The sequence below is a fragment of the Alloacidobacterium dinghuense genome, assembly GCF_014274465.1.
GTDB classification, from domain to species: domain Bacteria; phylum Acidobacteriota; class Terriglobia; order Terriglobales; family Acidobacteriaceae; genus Alloacidobacterium; species Alloacidobacterium dinghuense.
Map to the genome: position 1 here is coordinate 43908 of NZ_CP060394.1, position 16575 is coordinate 60482.

Annotated in this window: 12 protein-coding genes; 5 read left to right on the top strand and 7 right to left on the bottom strand. The window is 55.7% G+C overall.

Translation table 11 applies throughout. The features are described from left to right. Positions 1 to 26: 26 nt before the first annotated feature. The 5 genes from mrdA (at position 27) to H7849_RS00200 (ending at position 8058) form a co-directional block, all read left to right on the top strand. On the top strand, positions 27 to 2018 hold the full coding sequence (gene mrdA / locus H7849_RS00180; RefSeq protein ID WP_186743442.1) for a penicillin-binding protein 2: 1992 nt from the start codon (positions 27 to 29) through the stop codon (positions 2016 to 2018). A 136-nt stretch (positions 2019 to 2154) separates the two neighbouring features. Then, entirely contained in the window at positions 2155 to 2454 is a 300-nt protein-coding gene (locus H7849_RS27220; protein ID WP_186743443.1) for a GIY-YIG nuclease family protein, read from the top strand. A 73-nt stretch (positions 2455 to 2527) separates the two neighbouring features. Next, entirely contained in the window at positions 2528 to 3631 is a 1104-nt protein-coding gene (gene rodA / locus H7849_RS00190) for a rod shape-determining protein RodA (protein ID WP_186743444.1), read from the top strand. Between the two features lie 381 nt (positions 3632 to 4012). Next, positions 4013 to 7066, top strand: a complete 3054-nt coding sequence (locus H7849_RS00195; RefSeq protein ID WP_186743445.1) for an Rne/Rng family ribonuclease — start codon at positions 4013 to 4015, stop codon at positions 7064 to 7066. Between the two features lie 221 nt (positions 7067 to 7287). Further along, positions 7288 to 8058 carry a hypothetical protein gene (locus tag H7849_RS00200; protein WP_186743446.1) on the top strand — a complete coding sequence of 257 codons (771 nt, stop codon included), beginning with the start codon at positions 7288 to 7290 and terminating at the stop codon, positions 8056 to 8058. Positions 8059 to 8166: 108 nt separating this feature from the next. Here H7849_RS00200 and H7849_RS00205 read toward each other — a convergent pair whose 3' ends face one another. The 7 genes from H7849_RS00205 to mqnC form a co-directional block, all read right to left on the bottom strand. After that, entirely contained in the window at positions 8167 to 9135 is a 969-nt protein-coding gene (locus tag H7849_RS00205) for a PNPOx family protein (RefSeq protein WP_186743447.1), read from the bottom strand. Positions 9136 to 9145: 10 nt separating this feature from the next. Then, positions 9146 to 9961, bottom strand: a complete 816-nt coding sequence (locus H7849_RS00210; RefSeq protein WP_186743448.1) for a class I SAM-dependent methyltransferase — start codon at positions 9959 to 9961, stop codon at positions 9146 to 9148. 194 nt (positions 9962 to 10155) lie between these two features. Next, a complete protein-coding gene (locus tag H7849_RS00215; RefSeq protein WP_186743449.1) occupies positions 10156 to 10548 on the bottom strand; it encodes a hypothetical protein in 393 nt (130 codons plus the stop codon). 2 nt (positions 10549 to 10550) lie between these two features. Further along, positions 10551 to 11897 (bottom strand): aminopeptidase P N-terminal domain-containing protein, encoded by a 1347-nt coding sequence (locus H7849_RS00220; RefSeq protein ID WP_186743450.1) that lies wholly within the window; start codon positions 11895 to 11897, stop codon positions 10551 to 10553. A gap of 41 nt (positions 11898 to 11938) precedes the next feature. Beyond that, the gene (locus H7849_RS00225) at positions 11939 to 13660 is read right to left on the bottom strand and encodes a DUF885 domain-containing protein (protein ID WP_186743451.1); all 1722 of its coding nucleotides are present in this window, start codon (positions 13658 to 13660) and stop codon (positions 11939 to 11941) included. 112 nt (positions 13661 to 13772) lie between these two features. Further along, positions 13773 to 15410: a cellulose synthase family protein gene (locus tag H7849_RS00230; protein ID WP_186743452.1), complete on the bottom strand. Its 1638-nt coding sequence runs from the start codon at positions 15408 to 15410 to the stop codon at positions 13773 to 13775. 78 nt (positions 15411 to 15488) lie between these two features. Continuing rightward, positions 15489 to 16535: a cyclic dehypoxanthinyl futalosine synthase gene (mqnC, locus tag H7849_RS00235; protein ID WP_186743453.1), complete on the bottom strand. Its 1047-nt coding sequence runs from the start codon at positions 16533 to 16535 to the stop codon at positions 15489 to 15491. Positions 16536 to 16575: the final 40 nt, after the last annotated feature.

Below are 16575 nucleotides of genomic sequence, written 5' to 3' on the forward strand. Positions count from 1 at the left end.
GCGCGAATCAGGCGCGATAGTGGATCATGCATAATCGGGAAGAAAAGCTGCCAGGCATCAAGCTGACGGTCATTCAATATGTGATCGTCGGCATTCTGCTGATTCTGATTTTCGGTCTGTGGCGGCTGCAGGTGGTGGGCGCGGAAAATTACCACGCGCTCGCTGAAGCCAACCGCATCCGCAAGGTCCCGATTCTTGCTCCGCGAGGAAAGCTGTTCGACCGCGAAGGACGACTGGTCGTCGATAACTATCCTTCGGTCTCGTGCTTTCTGGTGCGTGAGCAGGGCCATGACTACATGGCGGATCTGCCGATTATTGCGCGCGGATTGAACATGACGGTCGACCAGATCGACGCGATTTTGAAAAAGTATCGCACCGCGCCAAAGTATCAGCCGCTGCCTTTGAAGCAGGACATTACACCGGACGAGGAGGAGTTCATCGAGGCGCATCGCGATGAGTTTCCAGAGCTCGAAACCGTAGAAGAACAGCGACGCCTGTACCCCAAAGATGGTTTTGCCGCGCACCTGATTGGCTATGTGGGTGAGGTCAGCGAGGACATGCTGAACAATCCGCAATATGCCTATTACGAGCCGGGCGATGTGGTGGGCAAGTCAGGCGTGGAGCAATCATACGATTCGCTGCTGCGCGGCCAGGACGGTTCGCAGGATGTAATTGTCGACAGCCATGGCCGCGAGGTAGGCAAGCTGGGCACGGAGCATGCGGTTCCCGGCAAGAGCCTGAAGCTGACGATCGATATCGATGTCCAGCGTGCGGCGGAGAACGCTCTTGGCGATCGCAATGGCGCGATCATCGCCATGGATCCGCATACGGGCGAAGTGCTGGCAATGGTGAGTCGGCCCACCTTCGATCCAAATGACTTCGCGGTGCGTATCGGGCGCGAGGAATGGAACAAGCTCATCACCGATCCTGAGCACCCGCTGCTGAATAAGGCGATTCAGGCGCAGCTTGCTCCGGGGTCGACGTTTAAGATCATTATGTCGTTCGCCGGCCTCGAAGAGGGCGTAGCTCAGGACATGAAGGTGCATTGCTCAGGCGGTGTGAGTCTGTTCGGGACCTACCAGAAGTGCTGGGTGCATAGTGGCCACGGGGAAGTCGACATTCACAAGGCCATTTATCAGTCCTGTGACGTGTTCTTTTACACGCTGGCGGCGAGGCTGGGGATTGAGAAGATTGCGAAGTGGGCACATGCGGTTGGCATCGGCGAGAAGACCGGAATCGATCTGCCCAATGAAGTGTCCGGCGTAATGCCCTCTGCAGAGTGGAAGATGAAATACTTCCATCAGAGATGGTATCCGGGCGAGGTCACGTCTGTTGGCATCGGTCAGGGTGCGGTGACGGCGACACCGGTACAGATGGCGCGGGCGCTTTCCGGGATTGCTTCTGGTGGCGTGATGAAACGGCCACACGTGGTTTTTCCAGACGAACTGCCGGAAGACTATCGCAAGGCGATGTACGACTCTTTCCCCGGTTCCGGAGACAAGGCTATACAGATCGATCCGGATAGCTGGGAGACGATCACCGACGCTATGGCGCTGGTCCTGAGCCCTGCAGGAACCGACCCGAGCGCGCATCTTGAAGGTATCGATTTTGCCGGCAAGACGGGCAGCGCGCAGACCATGAGCAACGCGCTGGCAGCGCGGCTCGGGCATGCCCATTCTGTAAAGGACAATGCGTGGTTTGTTGGCTTCACGCCCCGGCGCAATCCAGACATCGTGGTCTGCATTCTGTTTGAAGCCGGTGAGCACGGCAAGCTGGCAGGCCGTCTGGCCGCTCGCGTGATAGAGGCGTATGTGAACAAACAGCGGCGCCTTGAAAATAATCTGATCGCCAAAGCGCCACAGAAGGTGGACGTGGGCGCGCTCTGGGACAATCCTACCGCCCCGAAGATTTTTGGCGGCAAGCAGGTTGTGAAGCCGCAGGGCGATCAGGCGGAGATGTGGGGCGGCCATTTTTATCTGACTGTGCCCCCGGTTGTGGCTTCGGCGAAGGCGCCGTGAGAAAGCAAACTGCAGGTCCCTCCGCTGCGCTTCGCTCCGGTCGGGATGACAATTTTAAGGGGGAGCACATCAACAAACCTTTGTCATCCCGAGCGAAGCCGAGGGACCTGCAGTTTGCGATGTTGATGAAGCACGAATGAGCGATCGGGAACATCACTACTACGTCTACTTGATGTCGAGCAGAACGAGGGTCCTCTATTGCGGCATGACAAATGATCTTGCGAGCCGAGTTGCCGAGCATAAGGGTAGAGCGTTTTCGGGGTTTAGTGCTGACTACAAGTGTCATCGTCTGGTTTGGTATGAAAATTTCAGGTATGTGAACAATGCGATAGACCGGGAAAAGCAGATCAAACGCTGGAGACGTGACAAGAAACTTGTCTTAATTCAAGAGATGAATCCGGCGTGGGTGGATTTGAGCGAAGAGTGGTTTAAATAAAAAGAAAACTGTAGGTCTCTCCGCTTCGCTTCGGTCGGGATGACAAATTATAAAGAGTAGTTGTTAGGAATAAATGCGCCGCTTTCTCTCACTTCGCGATTTTGACTGGACCCTGCTGGGGTTCGTGCTGATTCTTTCCGTCATCAGCATTCTCGAGATCTACAGCGCGACCATGCACACGAAATTCGTCGGCTTCCACAAAATGCAGGTGTTGTGGCTGATCGGCGGCCTCGTCGCCATGTTCGTCTTTTCGGTGATTGACTACCATTTCCTGTTTGACTTCATTCACTGGATCTATGGATTTTGCGTGGTCTCGCTCGTCGCAGTCCTGGCGGTCGGCACCAAGGTGCTTGGCGCGCGGCGCTGGATCAAATTGCCCGGAGGCATTCATTTTCAACCATCCGAGTGGGTGAAACTGGTACTTATCGTCGCCGTAGCGCGCTATTTTGTCGGTCTTTCGGGCCGCGAAGAATTGACATGGAAGGACATCTTCAAAGCGATGGCGCTCGTAGGAGTCCCGATGCTGCTGGTCTTGAAGCAGCCTGATCTAGGAACAGCCCTGACCTACTCGCCAATCCTGCTCGTCGGACTGTTTCTCGGCGGAATTGACTGGAAGAAGGCCGGGATCATTCTCCTCGTCGGACTACTGGCGGTAGGTGTCGTCTGGAAGAGCGGCAAGGTGTTGAAACCCTATCAGAAAGCCCGTCTGACCAGTTTCATGAACCCGGATAACGACCCGCAGGGGACCGGCTATCAGATTCGCCAATCACTGATTGCGGTAGGCGACGGCGGGGTCTTCGGCCGGGGAGCCACCAAGGGCACACAAACCCAAGGCGACTTCCTGCCGATTCCGTATACGGATTTCATTTTTGCCGCGTTCTGTGAGGAGCACGGCTTTATCGGCGCGACGGTCGTCTTACTGCTATACTTCTTGATATTGATGCGTTTGATTCAAAACGCTCAAACAGCCGCGGACCAGTCCGGAACGCTCATCGTGATGGGTGTGGTAGCCGTTTTGATCTTTCAGATCGCGGTGAACATCGGGATGGTGATCGGGCTGATGCCAGTTACCGGAATTCCTTTACCGTTAATGAGTTACGGTGGATCTTCGGTACTGTTCACGTTTCTGGCTCTGGGAATGGTAATGAACGTCCGTATGAACCGCTTCGTGAACTGAAGGCGAAAAGTTTTAGTAAGAGTCCCGCCCAGGGTGCGGGATTGAGTTTTAGGAAGTTAAGGAATTTAACTATTTAGCCGGCCGTGGTGGGTCACCGGGCCGGTCAGGATCAGGAATGAGCGCGCTGAGACGGGTAACGGCCCCGCCGAATGAATTGGTTGAAGCGGTCACAAACTCTCTGCGCCCGGAACATCTCCCGGAAAGCCTCCCGAAAATATCCCATCCCTTTCATGGATCTCCGCCCGGAGGGCGGCATCTTGGATTCTTGCGGATACCGGTCATCTCTCCGTCATCTCTGGTCTCGTCCGGTATTCCGGTTTGATCTGCCTCGTCCGCTGCCCAAGGCTCTTTTGAAGAGAGCTGCCGGGCAAGAGAGGCAGCATGTCGAAGGAAATATGCATTTCAAGCACGCCGCATGAGACGCGGCTTGCAATTTTAGAAGACGATCAGCTCTCGGAAATCTATTACGAGCGCGAAAACGAATACACCCTCGCGGGTTCCATTTACAAAGGACGTGTCACACGCGTCCTGCCGGGCATGCAGTCGGCATTTGTCGACCTGGGCCTGGAGCGTGACGCATTTCTCTACGTCACCGATTTTCTCGAAGAGCAGGAAGACTCCGCCGACTTCGAACGGATTGGTGGAGGTTCTCCGCAGCGCGAACCCCGCCGCGAGGCGCAGCCTGTTCAGGAAGAGGTGGAGGGCTCCGAGGAAGTTCACACGTCGGGGCGCGGTCCTGACCAGGATTCGGGCGAGCAGGCCCCTGAGGGCACGCGACGCTGGCGCGGTCGCCGCGGAAGACGCGGGCGCGATGGCCGTCCGCAGCCTTCGCGGGGAGGCAATGGCCACATTGAATCTCCCGAAGCCGTTGAAGAAAGCATTTCCGCCGAGCCGGTTCCACTGCCTGAGCATGGTGCGCCTGGTGGCATTTCAGCATCAAACTTTGCTTCATCTGCGCCTGCGAGTTCACCGATTTTGCTCCCGGGCGAGTCTTTGTCGAAGTATGGCGGCCAGCCTGCCGCAAATGAGCCAAGAGCTTCGGTAGGTGCTGCTCCGGCAAAGGCCAATTTCACATCCAGGCCATCCACGCTGATCGAAGGACCTATCGAATGGGACGGCGGTTCGCTCCTGCCCGGCGAGTCGCGTTCACGCCGCAATGCTCACAGCGAGGAAGCCAGTATCTCAGGCGGAGAAGCCGCCGCAGTTGTGCCCTCTCTGCCGGTCATCGAAGAGGCTGAAGCTCGCCAGGCTTTCCCTGAGGCGGTTGTGCCTGAGCCTGTTGCCGAGTCTCTGATAAGCGAACACATGCACGATGCTGATGCAGAAGGCGTCACCGAGACAGCGAACGAAGTTGCTGCGCCGGAAGCCATTGCGGAGCCTGTGCCGCTGATTCACGAAGAGGAAGAGCAGCACGAAGCTGTCGAGACGGTTGAGGAGGTGCACGAGTATGACCCGGAGCACGCCTCGGCATCGCATCGAGTGGATGCGGCAGCCCCCAGCGAATATCGCATCTCCAGCGGTATCGCTGAACCCGAAGAAATTGAGCACGCCGCGCCTATAGAAGAGGCAGCCCATCGGACCGAGGCGATAGAGGTCGAAAAAGAGCCGGAATTCGTAACCGGGATGGTTGCGGAAGAGGCCGTGGAGTCGCCAGCAGCTCCCGAACCTGTATTTACTGCGAAATATGAAGAAGAGGAAGATGCCGGTCAACCGGAGGAGGTACGCGACTCTTCACATGCTCCTGAGGTTGAGCAGAGTGATGCAAATGAGCGCCTATTCGCTCCGGGCACAGGTCTTCTGGAAGAAGAGGTTATTGACGAAGAGGAATACGATTTCGAGCCGTTACACGCCCACGCCGACGACCATGATCTTGAGGATCTGGAGGAACAAACGCTTGATCAGCAGATGAATGGAGCCGATCTGGGCGCGATGGTGCGCGACCTGCACATCAATCAGCGGCTGAACTTCGGACCCGAAGGCGCTCTGGCCGAACAGCACGCTGATGAAAAAGTGCAGGAATACGGCGAGGAAATCGACGAGGACGAAGGTGAGATCGAAGAGGAGGTAAGTGACGAAGTCTCCCCCGATACGCAGGCAGATACAGATCACGCAGGCCAGACAGAGAGCCGCCGCCCCGACCACCGCGAACGCCGTCGTGGCGGACGTGGACGCTATGGCCGCCGTCGTCAAGGTGGAGGAGGACCGCGCCGTGCGTCTGCTCAAGTCACCGATCTGCCCGTCATCACTGAGTTGTTGAAGCCAGGCCAGGAAATTCTGGTCCAGATTGCCAAGGAGCCGATTGCCAAGAAGGGCGCGCGCATTACCAGCCACATTGCGCTTCCCGGACGCTTCCTGGTCTTTATGCCGACCGTCAACCATGTAGGCGTCTCGCGCAAAATCTCTTCAGATGATGAGCGCCAGCGCCTGAAGCGGATTCTGATCAGCGAAAAAGGAAATGCTTCAGGAGGATTTATCGTCCGTACCGCCGCTGCTACGGCTACTGAAGACGAGCTTCGTGCCGACCTTCGCTTCCTGATTAGCCTCTGGAATGACATCAAGCAGCGATCCGATGATGGCAAGGCGCCAGCGCTGATCTATCACGATCTCAATCTCGTCGAGCGCGTACTGCGCGACCAGGTAAGCGATAACTTCTCGACCATCTGGGTCGACAGCGAAACGGAATACGAGCGCGTGGTGCGCTTCCTCAACCGCTTCCAGCCTTCGCTGGTGCGCCGTGTGAAGCTCTATACCAAGGAGACGCCGCTCTTCGAGCAGTTTGGCATCCAGGATGAGATCACCAAAGCGCTGCGTTCCAAAGTCTGGCTCAAATCCGGCGGTTCGATTGTCATCAACCAGACCGAGGCTTTGGTCGCCATCGACATCAACACCGGCAAGTACGTCGGCAAGACAGCGCGTCTTGAAGACACGATCGTCAAGACCAACCTCGACGCAATTCCGGAGATCGTGCGTCAGATTCGCCTGCGCGACCTGGGTGGCATCATCGTCATCGACTTCATCGATATGGATGAGCGCAAGAACCGGCACAAGGTTCTGCAAGCGCTCGAAGAGGCGCTGAAGGCCGACCGTGCGCCGTCGAAGGTGCTGCAGTTCAATGACTTTGGCCTGGTGGCAATTACCCGTAAGCGCGTCAAGCAGTCTCTGGAGCGGACGTTAAGCGTGCCTTGCGAGATCTGCCAGGGCACCGGCATGGTAAAGAGCCCGATGACGGTGTGCAACGAAATCTACGTCGAGATGCGCAAGATGCAGAAGCACCTGGAGCGCAACGACGTTCTGTTGCGCGTGCATCCTGAGGTGGTGAAGACGCTGAAGGCAAACAATGCGCGCTGGCTGAATGAGATTGAAGAGATGAGCGGCAAGACGATCATTGTCAAGAGCGATCCTGCGCTGCATCCAGAGCAGTTCGATATTCACTAAGAAATTTCCAAATCAAGCGCCTGCATCTCTCGGGAGGCAGGCGCATTTTTCTGCAAATACATCGCGATGCCGCATCAAACGCATCCGAGTGGGGTTACAGGTAATAAAGGGGTAAACCCACGAAGCCCCAAAATTTAGCACTTGAGGGATGTATGGTGGTCAGTTGCAGTCCTTCTCGCAAACTTTTACGTTCTTTCGCCATTGCCGTAGCGGCCTTTGCTTTGGCGTCGCTTCCAATCACTGCTGCTGCCCAGGACGACACGCACGCGGGCGTCAGCTCATCGGATGACAACAAATCATTCCTGAGTGGTGAAGACATCGACGGCGCTTCGCTTGCTGCCGATCCGAATCCATCACCCAGTCCCCAGTACGGACAGACAAACTCCCGATATCCAAGCTACGAGAGCAAGTGGAGCAAGATTGCATTTGTAGCGGGCGGCGGATTCAACGCTCCAGTGAGCGATGCGACGACTTATTCCACCTATGGCGGCAATATCACGCTGGGAGCGGGGTGGAATTTCAATAGGCTGATCGGCGCTTTGGTCGAATACCAGTTTGTTGACGATAAGATTCCGGGTGCAACTCTGGCTGCGGTGGGCGCTCCTGGTGGCTATACGCGCGTGTGGTCGTTCACGATTGACCCCGTCGTGAATCTACCTACCAGCGGCAGGTTTGGCGGCTATTTCACCGGTGGCGGCGGCTTTTATCGTAAGGTAGTGACCTTTACGACTCCGGTGCCTGTCCTCTATTGCGACTACTTCGGTTATTGCTTTATCGGTACGCAAAATCAGGTGATTGGGCACTTTTCGAGCAATCAGGGCGGTATGAACATTGGCGGAGGGGTTACCTGGAAAGCATTTGGTCCCGACAGCAAAGCCAAGCTGTTTGCTGAGGCGCGCTATCTGTGGGTCGACTCGCCTTCAGCTTCGGCAACGCAACAGGGCACGGGGACATTCACCACGATTCCTGTAACATTTGGCATTCGCTGGTAATAGAATCGTGTTCGCTCTGTCATCGAGAAGAATCTTAACGATCTTGATTCAATATCGTTGAGATTCTTTGTTTCGTCAGATCGGGGAGCGATAGGTCTGAATCCCGATTCAGGCTACCAGCATAGGATCTAGGCCCTGACGCTGCCGCCATGCGTGATAACTACCGTGTGCGAGGAAGAACTGCGGACCGTAGAGCAACGTTTCTTCGTGCGTCGTCTTCGCTACAAACAGAATGTGGCTTCCTATCTTTTGCATACCTTCGACATGCATCTCTCGAATTCGAGAAGCAAATTCGGGAACTGGAATTCCAACAGAGCGCGGAGTGATTGTGGCGAAGGGGAGTTCACTCCAGTTGATGGATAGCTTGCGATGATTTCCCCGTACCTTGAATGCTGTGTCCGCCAACTCGACCGGAATGTTGCTTAAAACAACTTTTTTTGCGCGCTCCACGAGCGGGGCGACGCTCCGGCTGCTGTTAAGGCCGAAAGCAAAATAGCCGTTGCCAATCGGTCCCATGATATTCATCGGAAACAGATTGCCCATATCTCCGTCGATCACGCTCACCAGCACGACAGGCCGGGGACAGGTGTAGAAGACGGCCATAGCGCGGTTTTCGCGCGGTGTAATGGGCACATCCTTGTCGTTGGGTGAGAGTCCGCGAAGTGCATTTTTCAAATCACGCGCCCAGATATAGCGACGCGGAAGGCAATAATTTCGGTGCGAGGCACGCCGAAAAAGACATAAAACCCGCGATCCCGCGTGAATGCTTGACGCGAATTCAAGCTGGATTTCACCCAACGTCTGCTGCGTCGCGTTTTCGCAAAAACGCAAGACCAGATGCCTGCTTTTTTTTGCTAATTCGCTTTCGTCGGGATCGAATCCAATGCCAATGGTGAACGGAGCAGCACAGGCCATAAGATGGTTTTGAGTGACGTCGCGTCGCGCACCTAAGCCATCCAGCCAGACAGTCACTTCCGATTGTGGATCTTCAAGACCAAGTGTGAATCTTTCACCCATGTCCCAAGGTCCATAGAACTGCTGTCTCAGAAACCTTCGGGACTGTCGAACAATTTGCATCGTACTTCTCCTATCGGGCAGTCCGCTCAAATTCAAACAGAATGCAACCACCCAAATTACGGAAGATCGGAGCGCGGCTGATCATGCGATCGATTCCGCTCAAGCCCTGCAGCAGAGCGGGAAAATTGCCGACCAGATGATTCATATAAGAAGGAGGCAACGCAATTCCAATCCCCTTCCGCGCACGAAGCCGGAAATCGGGAGCAAGCAACTCAACGAGCTGCTTGCTTGAACGCAACTGTATTTCAATTTCACCTCTTGCTGAGGGGATGCTGCCGCGATAAAGCTTTCGGAATGCCTTCTTCCAATTCCCATGAACGAGAAACCAAAGTATTTCCCAAGGGGCAAAACGTCCGAGCATGCAGAAATAGGCGCGCGCACCGGGCTTGAGTCGGCTTGCAAGTTCCCGTCTCACTCGAGGCAAGTCCTTCACGCAGTTCAAGCCCGAGAAATTCGAGAAAACACCGTCAAATAAAGCGTCGGTTGGAAGTTCGGCGAGGTTCTCGGTCGGCAGAACGCGAAAATCAACCATCGATCCGAAAGCGTGATTTGCCTGACGATGACGGGCAATCTCGATCATCCGCGACGAAATGTCGCACGCTACGACGGAGATCCCGTGCTCGGCCATATGGAGAGCATCGACTCCCGTCCCACAATTCAGCTCGAGGATGCGTTGCCCGGGAGAAAAGCCTGCATCGATGTCTTCCCAGACAGAGTGCCGCCAGAGCATCCCGAGAAATGTCTCGGTGAAATCCTGGTCATATGTTTCAGCGGCAGTGTTCCAGTAAGTCTGCGAGACCGGGGCAGTGTCGGAGGAAATAGACACGCAGAGTAATCCTCACTTTTCAATTGCGCGTTCCGGCGCGGAGAAGTCCCCATGCCCATGAACAGCGCTCTTACAGCACTGACTTCATTATCACACTCAACAAATTCAATTTCGACGCGGGTTGTAGTGTCGTCGTAAGGGCTAATGGGCGGGTCAAACAAGCACGGAAGGCACAGAGCCGTAGGAGATCCCTGCTACCAGTGAAGACCCATCTGGTGCAGGCGCAGAAGTCCGCCGCAGAGCACAGCCAGCGGCGGAATGATGGTGCTGATAATCAGATAGTAGATGGGCTGCTTGCCTTTCATCTGGATGGCAGAAATCGCACTGAGCAAAAGAACAGCAAGCGCCAGCATGAGCGCATGAAGCAAGGGATTGCCCTGCGCATAGCGAGCCGTCACGTAGCCTCCCAAAACAGAGCACACGAGGCCAATGCCGACATTCACCGCCATGATGAGAGGATCAGGAGGCGCATCGTCCCGCGTATGATCCGGAGCGAAGCGCCTCAACAGTGCAGAGGCGATTCCCATCAGGCCAACAATGGTAATGAACCCTGCAAGAATCGCCAGGAAGGAATGCGCAATCTGCATCGCTACTTGCGCATCGCCTTTTCTACCGCGTCAGCGTCTTTGGGCAAGGCGCACGTCAGGCACTCGAGTTTTCCATCAGGATTGGCGCAAAAAACATCTTCGATGCGCACCCCGATTTTTTCTTCCGGAATGTAAATACCAGGCTCAATCGTGAAGACAGATCCGGGCTTGACGGGCTGGGAGTAATCATAAGGATCGTGTACATCGATGCCGACCGAGTGTCCGATGCCGTGGATGAAGTATTTGCCCAGCGGTTCGCCATGCAGATCCTTGCCGTGCGCGTTCATGTAATTGAAGGCGATGGTATCGAGCGAGTCGGCGTATTTGTGTTGCGGGTCATTCAGGTGCGACTTGCCCGCGACAAAACCCTCCATGGCCGCTTTCTGCGCGCCCAGTACGATGTCGTAAATTTCCCGTTGACGCGCGGTGAAATGTCCGCTCACAGGAACCGTGCGGGTAATGTCCGACGCATACATCGAATATTCGCCTGCCGCATCGACAACAACGACATCGCCGGCCTGCATGGTCTGGCTGTTCTCCGAGTAGTGCAGCTCAGTCGACTTCTCCCCGGAACCAACAATAGGCGGATAAGAGACGCGCTCGCAGCCGTTTTCCATCAGCTTCTCAACAATGATGCCATTGACTGTGCGCTCTTTCTGACCGGGATGCACAGACCTCATCATGGCGAACTGTGCCTGCACTGATGCGTCCGAAGCTTTGTGAAGTAGCGTCATTTCGCCTGCGTCTTTTATCTCGCGCAGCTGCGTGACAGGCGTGCGTACATCCTGAAACGGTGGCGGATCGCTTCTTCCAAGCGTTGTTGCTGTCCAGAGTGCGAGTGCCTTAGCCTGCTCTGAGTCGGGTTGCGACCAAAGATGGTTCATGACGGACCGATTCTCAGCCGCAAGTTGGTTGATGGTAAGCGGAAGATCGGTCATGGCCTTCACTTCATCGACGCCGGCTTTCTGCGATGCGTCAGGAGTGGCAGCATCGAGTTTGACTCCGGTGTAAAGCTCCGTGCGCAGATTGCGCGTAGGCAGAAAAAGGATTTCGCGATAAGCGCGGGCTGGATGAGTCCCTTCCGCTTTCTGTGGGGCCTGAATCAGAAGAGCGGCGCCGGGTTCATTCCACCCGGTGAGGTAATAGAAGTCTTCGTCCTGGCGGTACTCCATGTATTCGAGCGAGGGTTCGTCCGCAGCGAAAAGGATGGCGATGCCGCCATTCAGCTTATCGGCAAGTGCCACACGCCGGGCATGATAGTCAGCGGTCGATTGGCGATCCAGAGCGTGGAGAGAAACAGAAGCTAGCAAAAGCGCAACAGCAGACAGTGCGCGACAATAGGATGTCATAGCATCGAGTGTAACGATCGCTGTGTTTTGAGCAAAGAGATTTAGTTCAGCATGGTGGATGCGAAGTCCGGTGCCGCCGGAACATCGCTCGGATCGTTCAGGAGTTCCCAGCGCTGCAGTGAGAGCGGCAAGTTGCCGTTGGTCCAGACGAAATCGTGGAAGGCCTGAAGCGAGAATTTGTCTTTCTGCTTTTGACGCGCGTCGGCGAGAAGACGCATGATCTGGACTTTGCCGATCTGATACGAGATAGCCTGACCGGGTGAGCTTGAAAACATGGCTGCTTCTTCAATGGCCGTGCCGTGGTCCATGGGAACGGTTTTGGAAAGGTAGTCGGCTGCCTGTTCCAGCGTAAATTCGCCGGTCGCCAGCTTTACGTCGACTTCAACCCGTAGCGCGCGCAGGCGCATGAAGCTATAGATGATTTCCCGAGTCCGCGGCGAGTCGTCAAAGAGACCGGCTTGCAGCATCATCTCTTCGGCGTAGAAGCCGATGCCTTCATTAGCTCCCGAGTCGTAGTAGTGGCGGCGAATAGGATCGGAATTGGCCCAGCTGAGGCAGAGCTGGAAGTAGTGTCCGGGCACGCCTTCATGCACGATGATGGGCCTCGGATCGCGCGCAGTTGAAAGACTGAAATAGCCGAGCGAGATGCTGGGTATGCGGATGTAGCTGGTGCCGTCCTGGTCGAGACGCGTCGGACCGGTAAGGTCGTCGGTTACGCCGAGTTCAGAGAAAGGCTCAACATAGGCAGGCAGTGGCAGATTTTGGTAATGCTTCATCCAGCCGGGTACAGTGAGGATGTGGCGGGCACCGAGGAAAGCCCGGATGTCGGCCTCGTCTTTCTTCTCGCGTTCAATCTGCGCCTGCTGGCTCGGGAAAATAGGCATGGGCGGCAGCCCTGTGTTGCGTGCCTGTTCGTACGCTTCAAACGCAACGGTCCGGTCCCACTCCTGATGGCTCATCGTGAGCAATTGTTCCGGCGTATAAGGCATTAGCGCCACGTTGCGCAGGAAGTAAATGTAGTTATCGCGGCCGATGGCGGTCTCTTCACGCATGCCAGGCAGCTTCTGCTTGAGCCAGTCGCGGTACGACTCAAGCGCGCTGATGGCTGCCGGAGCACTCTCTTTGAGAGCCTTTGCGGTTGCCGGATCAAGCTGCGGCGTGAGCGCCGTCAGCATAGTGTTGAAACGCTCGGGAAGATTGTCGAGCGCTTCGATGGCCAGCTGTGCGAACGGCTTGCGCATATCGGTGAGGTTTTCGCGGGCCGTTGTCAGCGTGGCCGGAAACGACTGGATGCGGGTAACCATGTCTGCCTGTTGCTGCGCGCTGAAAGGTGGCGGAGGCAACAGAAGGATGTAGACGCTGCCGAGGGTCTGGTGGACATAGAACACCGGATTGCGCTGCCATTCACGGTTGATGTTCAGCTCCCAGTTGACGCGCGCGATAGCAGAGCCGAGCAAGCGGTAGTCAACTTGCTCTGCAACCGGAGCGGTGCTCGCAGGCGCCAGGGCTTTCCAGCGGCTTTCGAACTCTGTCAGTTCCTTGCGACGTGCAGCAATGGTCGCAGAAGTCCATTCGATTTTGAGATTGGTGGGGCGGTCAATGCGCGGGATGTCATCGTTGGTGAAAGGCTGCTCGGCAGCACGCCAGGTCCAGAAACTTTGGCTCAGATCAGAGATGCTGTCGGCGCTTGCGAACGTAACAGTGCCGGAAGCAATAGCGGCCAGTAGGAGAACTTTACCAATAGATCCACCACGAGCATTCATCGTCGTCAACCTGAAAGGATTAATAGAGTAAGCGTGCTGTGAACCGGGAATTAGGCCATCGTAGCAACGTCCTTGAAATCCGCAAAGGCGAAAATGAATGGATAGAAGTGGCTTATACCCCGACTGGAAACGGCTTCGGCGAGGACTCTTCGAGGTTCGCGCCAGAACGCCAACGCTCGAAGCGGCCCTGCAGCAGCGAGAGCAATCCCGTGTACCAATAGCCGACAACAAACAGCATCAGGAAGGGTACCGTGAAGTAATTCTCATTGCTGACGGCATACCAGATCGTCACTGCGAAATAGCAACCGATGAGCAATTCAATCCACGGAACGATGCCCAGCCGCTTGCGATACTTCGCCGCCTTCGACTTTTCGCCACGTTTTTCCACCCGGTACTTTGGCGTGCGTTTGAATGAGCTTTTAATGCCCAGCAACGCTTCGAGCACCGCTCTGGTATTGGTGACGGTCAAGCCAATGCCGAGCGACATGAGGAATGGAAGATAGAGAAAGGTTCGATACCACCGGCCTGGGAAAAGCTCTTTCTGCGAAACCAGATAAAACGACGAGATCGAGAAGGTCGACGCCATGAAGAGCGGGAAGTCGATCAGCAGCATCTGAAACCAGCCCTGATAGAAGCGGATCACCATCGCCGGCATCAACAGCGTCGAAAGCACCACCATGAGCGGATAACTGATGTTCGCCGTCAGGTGGTACCAGGCTTCGAGCTTGGTGTGAAAGGGAACCTCGCTCTCGAAGACCTTCGGCAGAATTTTCTTCGAGGTCTGTATCAGCCCTTTGGCCCAACGCGCCTGCTGCGTCTTGAAGGCCGTCATCTCGATCGGAACCTCGGCGGGGCATTCCACATCCTGGAGATACTTGAAGCGCCAGCCCTTCAATTGCGCGCGATAGCTCAGATCGGTGTCTTCCGTCAGCGTGTCGTGCTGCCAGCCCCCCGCTTCGCCGATCGCGCAAGTACGCCACATGCCGGCAGTCCCGTTGAAGTTAAAAAATACGTTGGCGCGCGAACGTCCACCGTGCTCAAGAACAAAATGACCATCGAGTAGGATGGCCTCAACCTGCGTGAGAAAGCTGTAGTCGCGGTTCAGATGCGTCCAGCGCGTCTGAACCATGCCTACCTCCGGCTCGACGAAGTGGTGGATAACCTGCATCAGCCACTCGCGTGGCGGAACAAAGTCGGCGTCAAATATGGCGACGTATTCACCGGTTGCAGTCTTAAGCCCGTGATCGAGCGCTCCAGCCTTGAACCCGTAACGGTCTGTGCGGTGAATGTAGACAATCGGATGGCCCGCAGCCTGATACTGCTCAACGATCTTGAGCGCTACATCCTTCGTCTCGTCAGTCGAATCGTCGAGTACCTGAATCTCGAGCAGCTCACGCGGGTAATCGAGATTGCAGCAGGATTCAATGAGGCGGTCGATGACGAACTGCTCATTGAAAATGGGCAGCTGAACAGTGACACGCGGCAACTTCTCAAAATATTTTGGTGGTTCTTTGGCCGCGTTCTTGCGGTGCTTGTAATACAGATAGACAAGTTGGTAACGATGCAATCCGTAGAATGCCAGAATGATCATCACCAGGAAGTAGGGAATCAGAAGTGCTGTGTCGAAGATGTTCCAGCGATAGAGATGCTCGAAGGTGCGATCGCCGTAGTGCGAGCGGAGATAGTGCGAGAGGCTGTGCTGATTCGCCTGCGCCAGCAAAGCCGGCAAGGAGGCGAAGATGGATTTCATAGGAAGTATCGACAGCAGGGCCGGGCCTCCACGTACCTGAAACGCTAATTGTATGCGATTTACCGGAGAGTCGATGCGCTAGTTCAGGAACATGGTCCGGTAGAGGGTATCGCGCTGTACGGGCTTGAATCCGGCATCGCGGATAATGCGGCGCAGCTCCTCTTCTGTTGTGCAGTTAGACGTTCCGGCAGCTTTTACGACATTTTCTTCGAGCATAACCGAACCAACATCGTTGCCGCCGAAGCGCAGACCGAGTTGCAGCACCTTCAATCCCTGCGTGACCCAGCTTGACTGCACGTTTTCAATGTTTGAGAGGTACAGGCGCGAGATCGAGAGCACTTTCAGATATTCAACGGCAGTTGCCTCGTCCCATCCACGTCCGCCAAGCGCTGTATTGTGTGGCTGAAAGCTCCAGGGAATGAAAGCCGTGAAGCCGCCGGTTTCTTCCTGCAATCGCCGCACCTGCTCGAAGTGATTCACCCGCTGCTCAAAAGTCTCGCCAACGCCGAACATCATCGTTGCTGTGGTGCGCATGCCAAGCTGATGAGCCGTACGATGCACCAGCACCCAATCGTCGGTGGAGCACTTCAGCCGCGCAATGCGATGGCGTACTTCATCGTCGAGAATCTCAGCGCCGCCGCCGGGAATCGAGTCAAGGCCCGCATCGCGCAGACGCATGATCGTGTCGCGCACGCTCAGGTTGCTGTATTCGGCGATCGCGAGAATCTCAGAGGCCGAGAAGCAGTGCATCCACACCTGCGGAAAGCGCTGTTTGATGCCCTTGAGCAGCCGCTCGAACCACTCGATCTTAAGATCAGGATGCAGACCGCCTTGCATGAGCACGCCCGTGCCGCCCATCTCGACGGTTTCGGCTATCTTTTGATAGATCGTTTCAAAGTCGAGAATATAGCCTTCGGATGCCATCTTGCCCTTAAGCGGCCGATAGAAGGCGCAGAAGGTACAGTATTCGGTGCAGAAATTCGTGTAATTGATGTTGCGATCGATGATGTAGGTCACTACGCCTTCCGGATGCAGCTTCCTGCGCATGGCATCCGCTTCCATGCCAAGACCGATAAGGTCATCTGAGTGGAAGTAATCGAGGGCTTGTTGGCGAGTGATCGACATACATCGATTCTAAAAGGTATTGGCATAACCTTCCAGACCC

Excerpts from the sequence above, each read along its gene's own strand:
- H7849_RS00220 (WP_186743450.1), bottom strand. The coding sequence starts at position 11,897 with ATGACATCCTATTGTCGCGCACTGTCTGCTGTTGCGCTTTTGCTAGCT.
- H7849_RS00230 (WP_186743452.1), bottom strand. The coding sequence starts at position 15,410 with ATGAAATCCATCTTCGCCTCCTTGCCGGCTTTGCTGGCGCAGGCGAAT.
- H7849_RS00225 (WP_186743451.1), bottom strand. The coding sequence starts at position 13,660 with ATGAATGCTCGTGGTGGATCTATTGGTAAAGTTCTCCTACTGGCCGCT.
- H7849_RS00195 (WP_186743445.1), top strand. The coding sequence starts at position 4,013 with ATGTCGAAGGAAATATGCATTTCAAGCACGCCGCATGAGACGCGGCTT.
- H7849_RS00205 (WP_186743447.1), bottom strand. The coding sequence starts at position 9,135 with ATGCAAATTGTTCGACAGTCCCGAAGGTTTCTGAGACAGCAGTTCTAT.
- H7849_RS00215 (WP_186743449.1), bottom strand. The coding sequence starts at position 10,548 with ATGCAGATTGCGCATTCCTTCCTGGCGATTCTTGCAGGGTTCATTACC.
- H7849_RS27220 (WP_186743443.1), top strand. The coding sequence starts at position 2,155 with ATGAGCGATCGGGAACATCACTACTACGTCTACTTGATGTCGAGCAGA.
- mrdA (WP_186743442.1), top strand. The coding sequence starts at position 27 with ATGCATAATCGGGAAGAAAAGCTGCCAGGCATCAAGCTGACGGTCATT.
- mqnC (WP_186743453.1), bottom strand. The coding sequence starts at position 16,535 with ATGTCGATCACTCGCCAACAAGCCCTCGATTACTTCCACTCAGATGAC.
- rodA (WP_186743444.1), top strand. The coding sequence starts at position 2,528 with ATGCGCCGCTTTCTCTCACTTCGCGATTTTGACTGGACCCTGCTGGGG.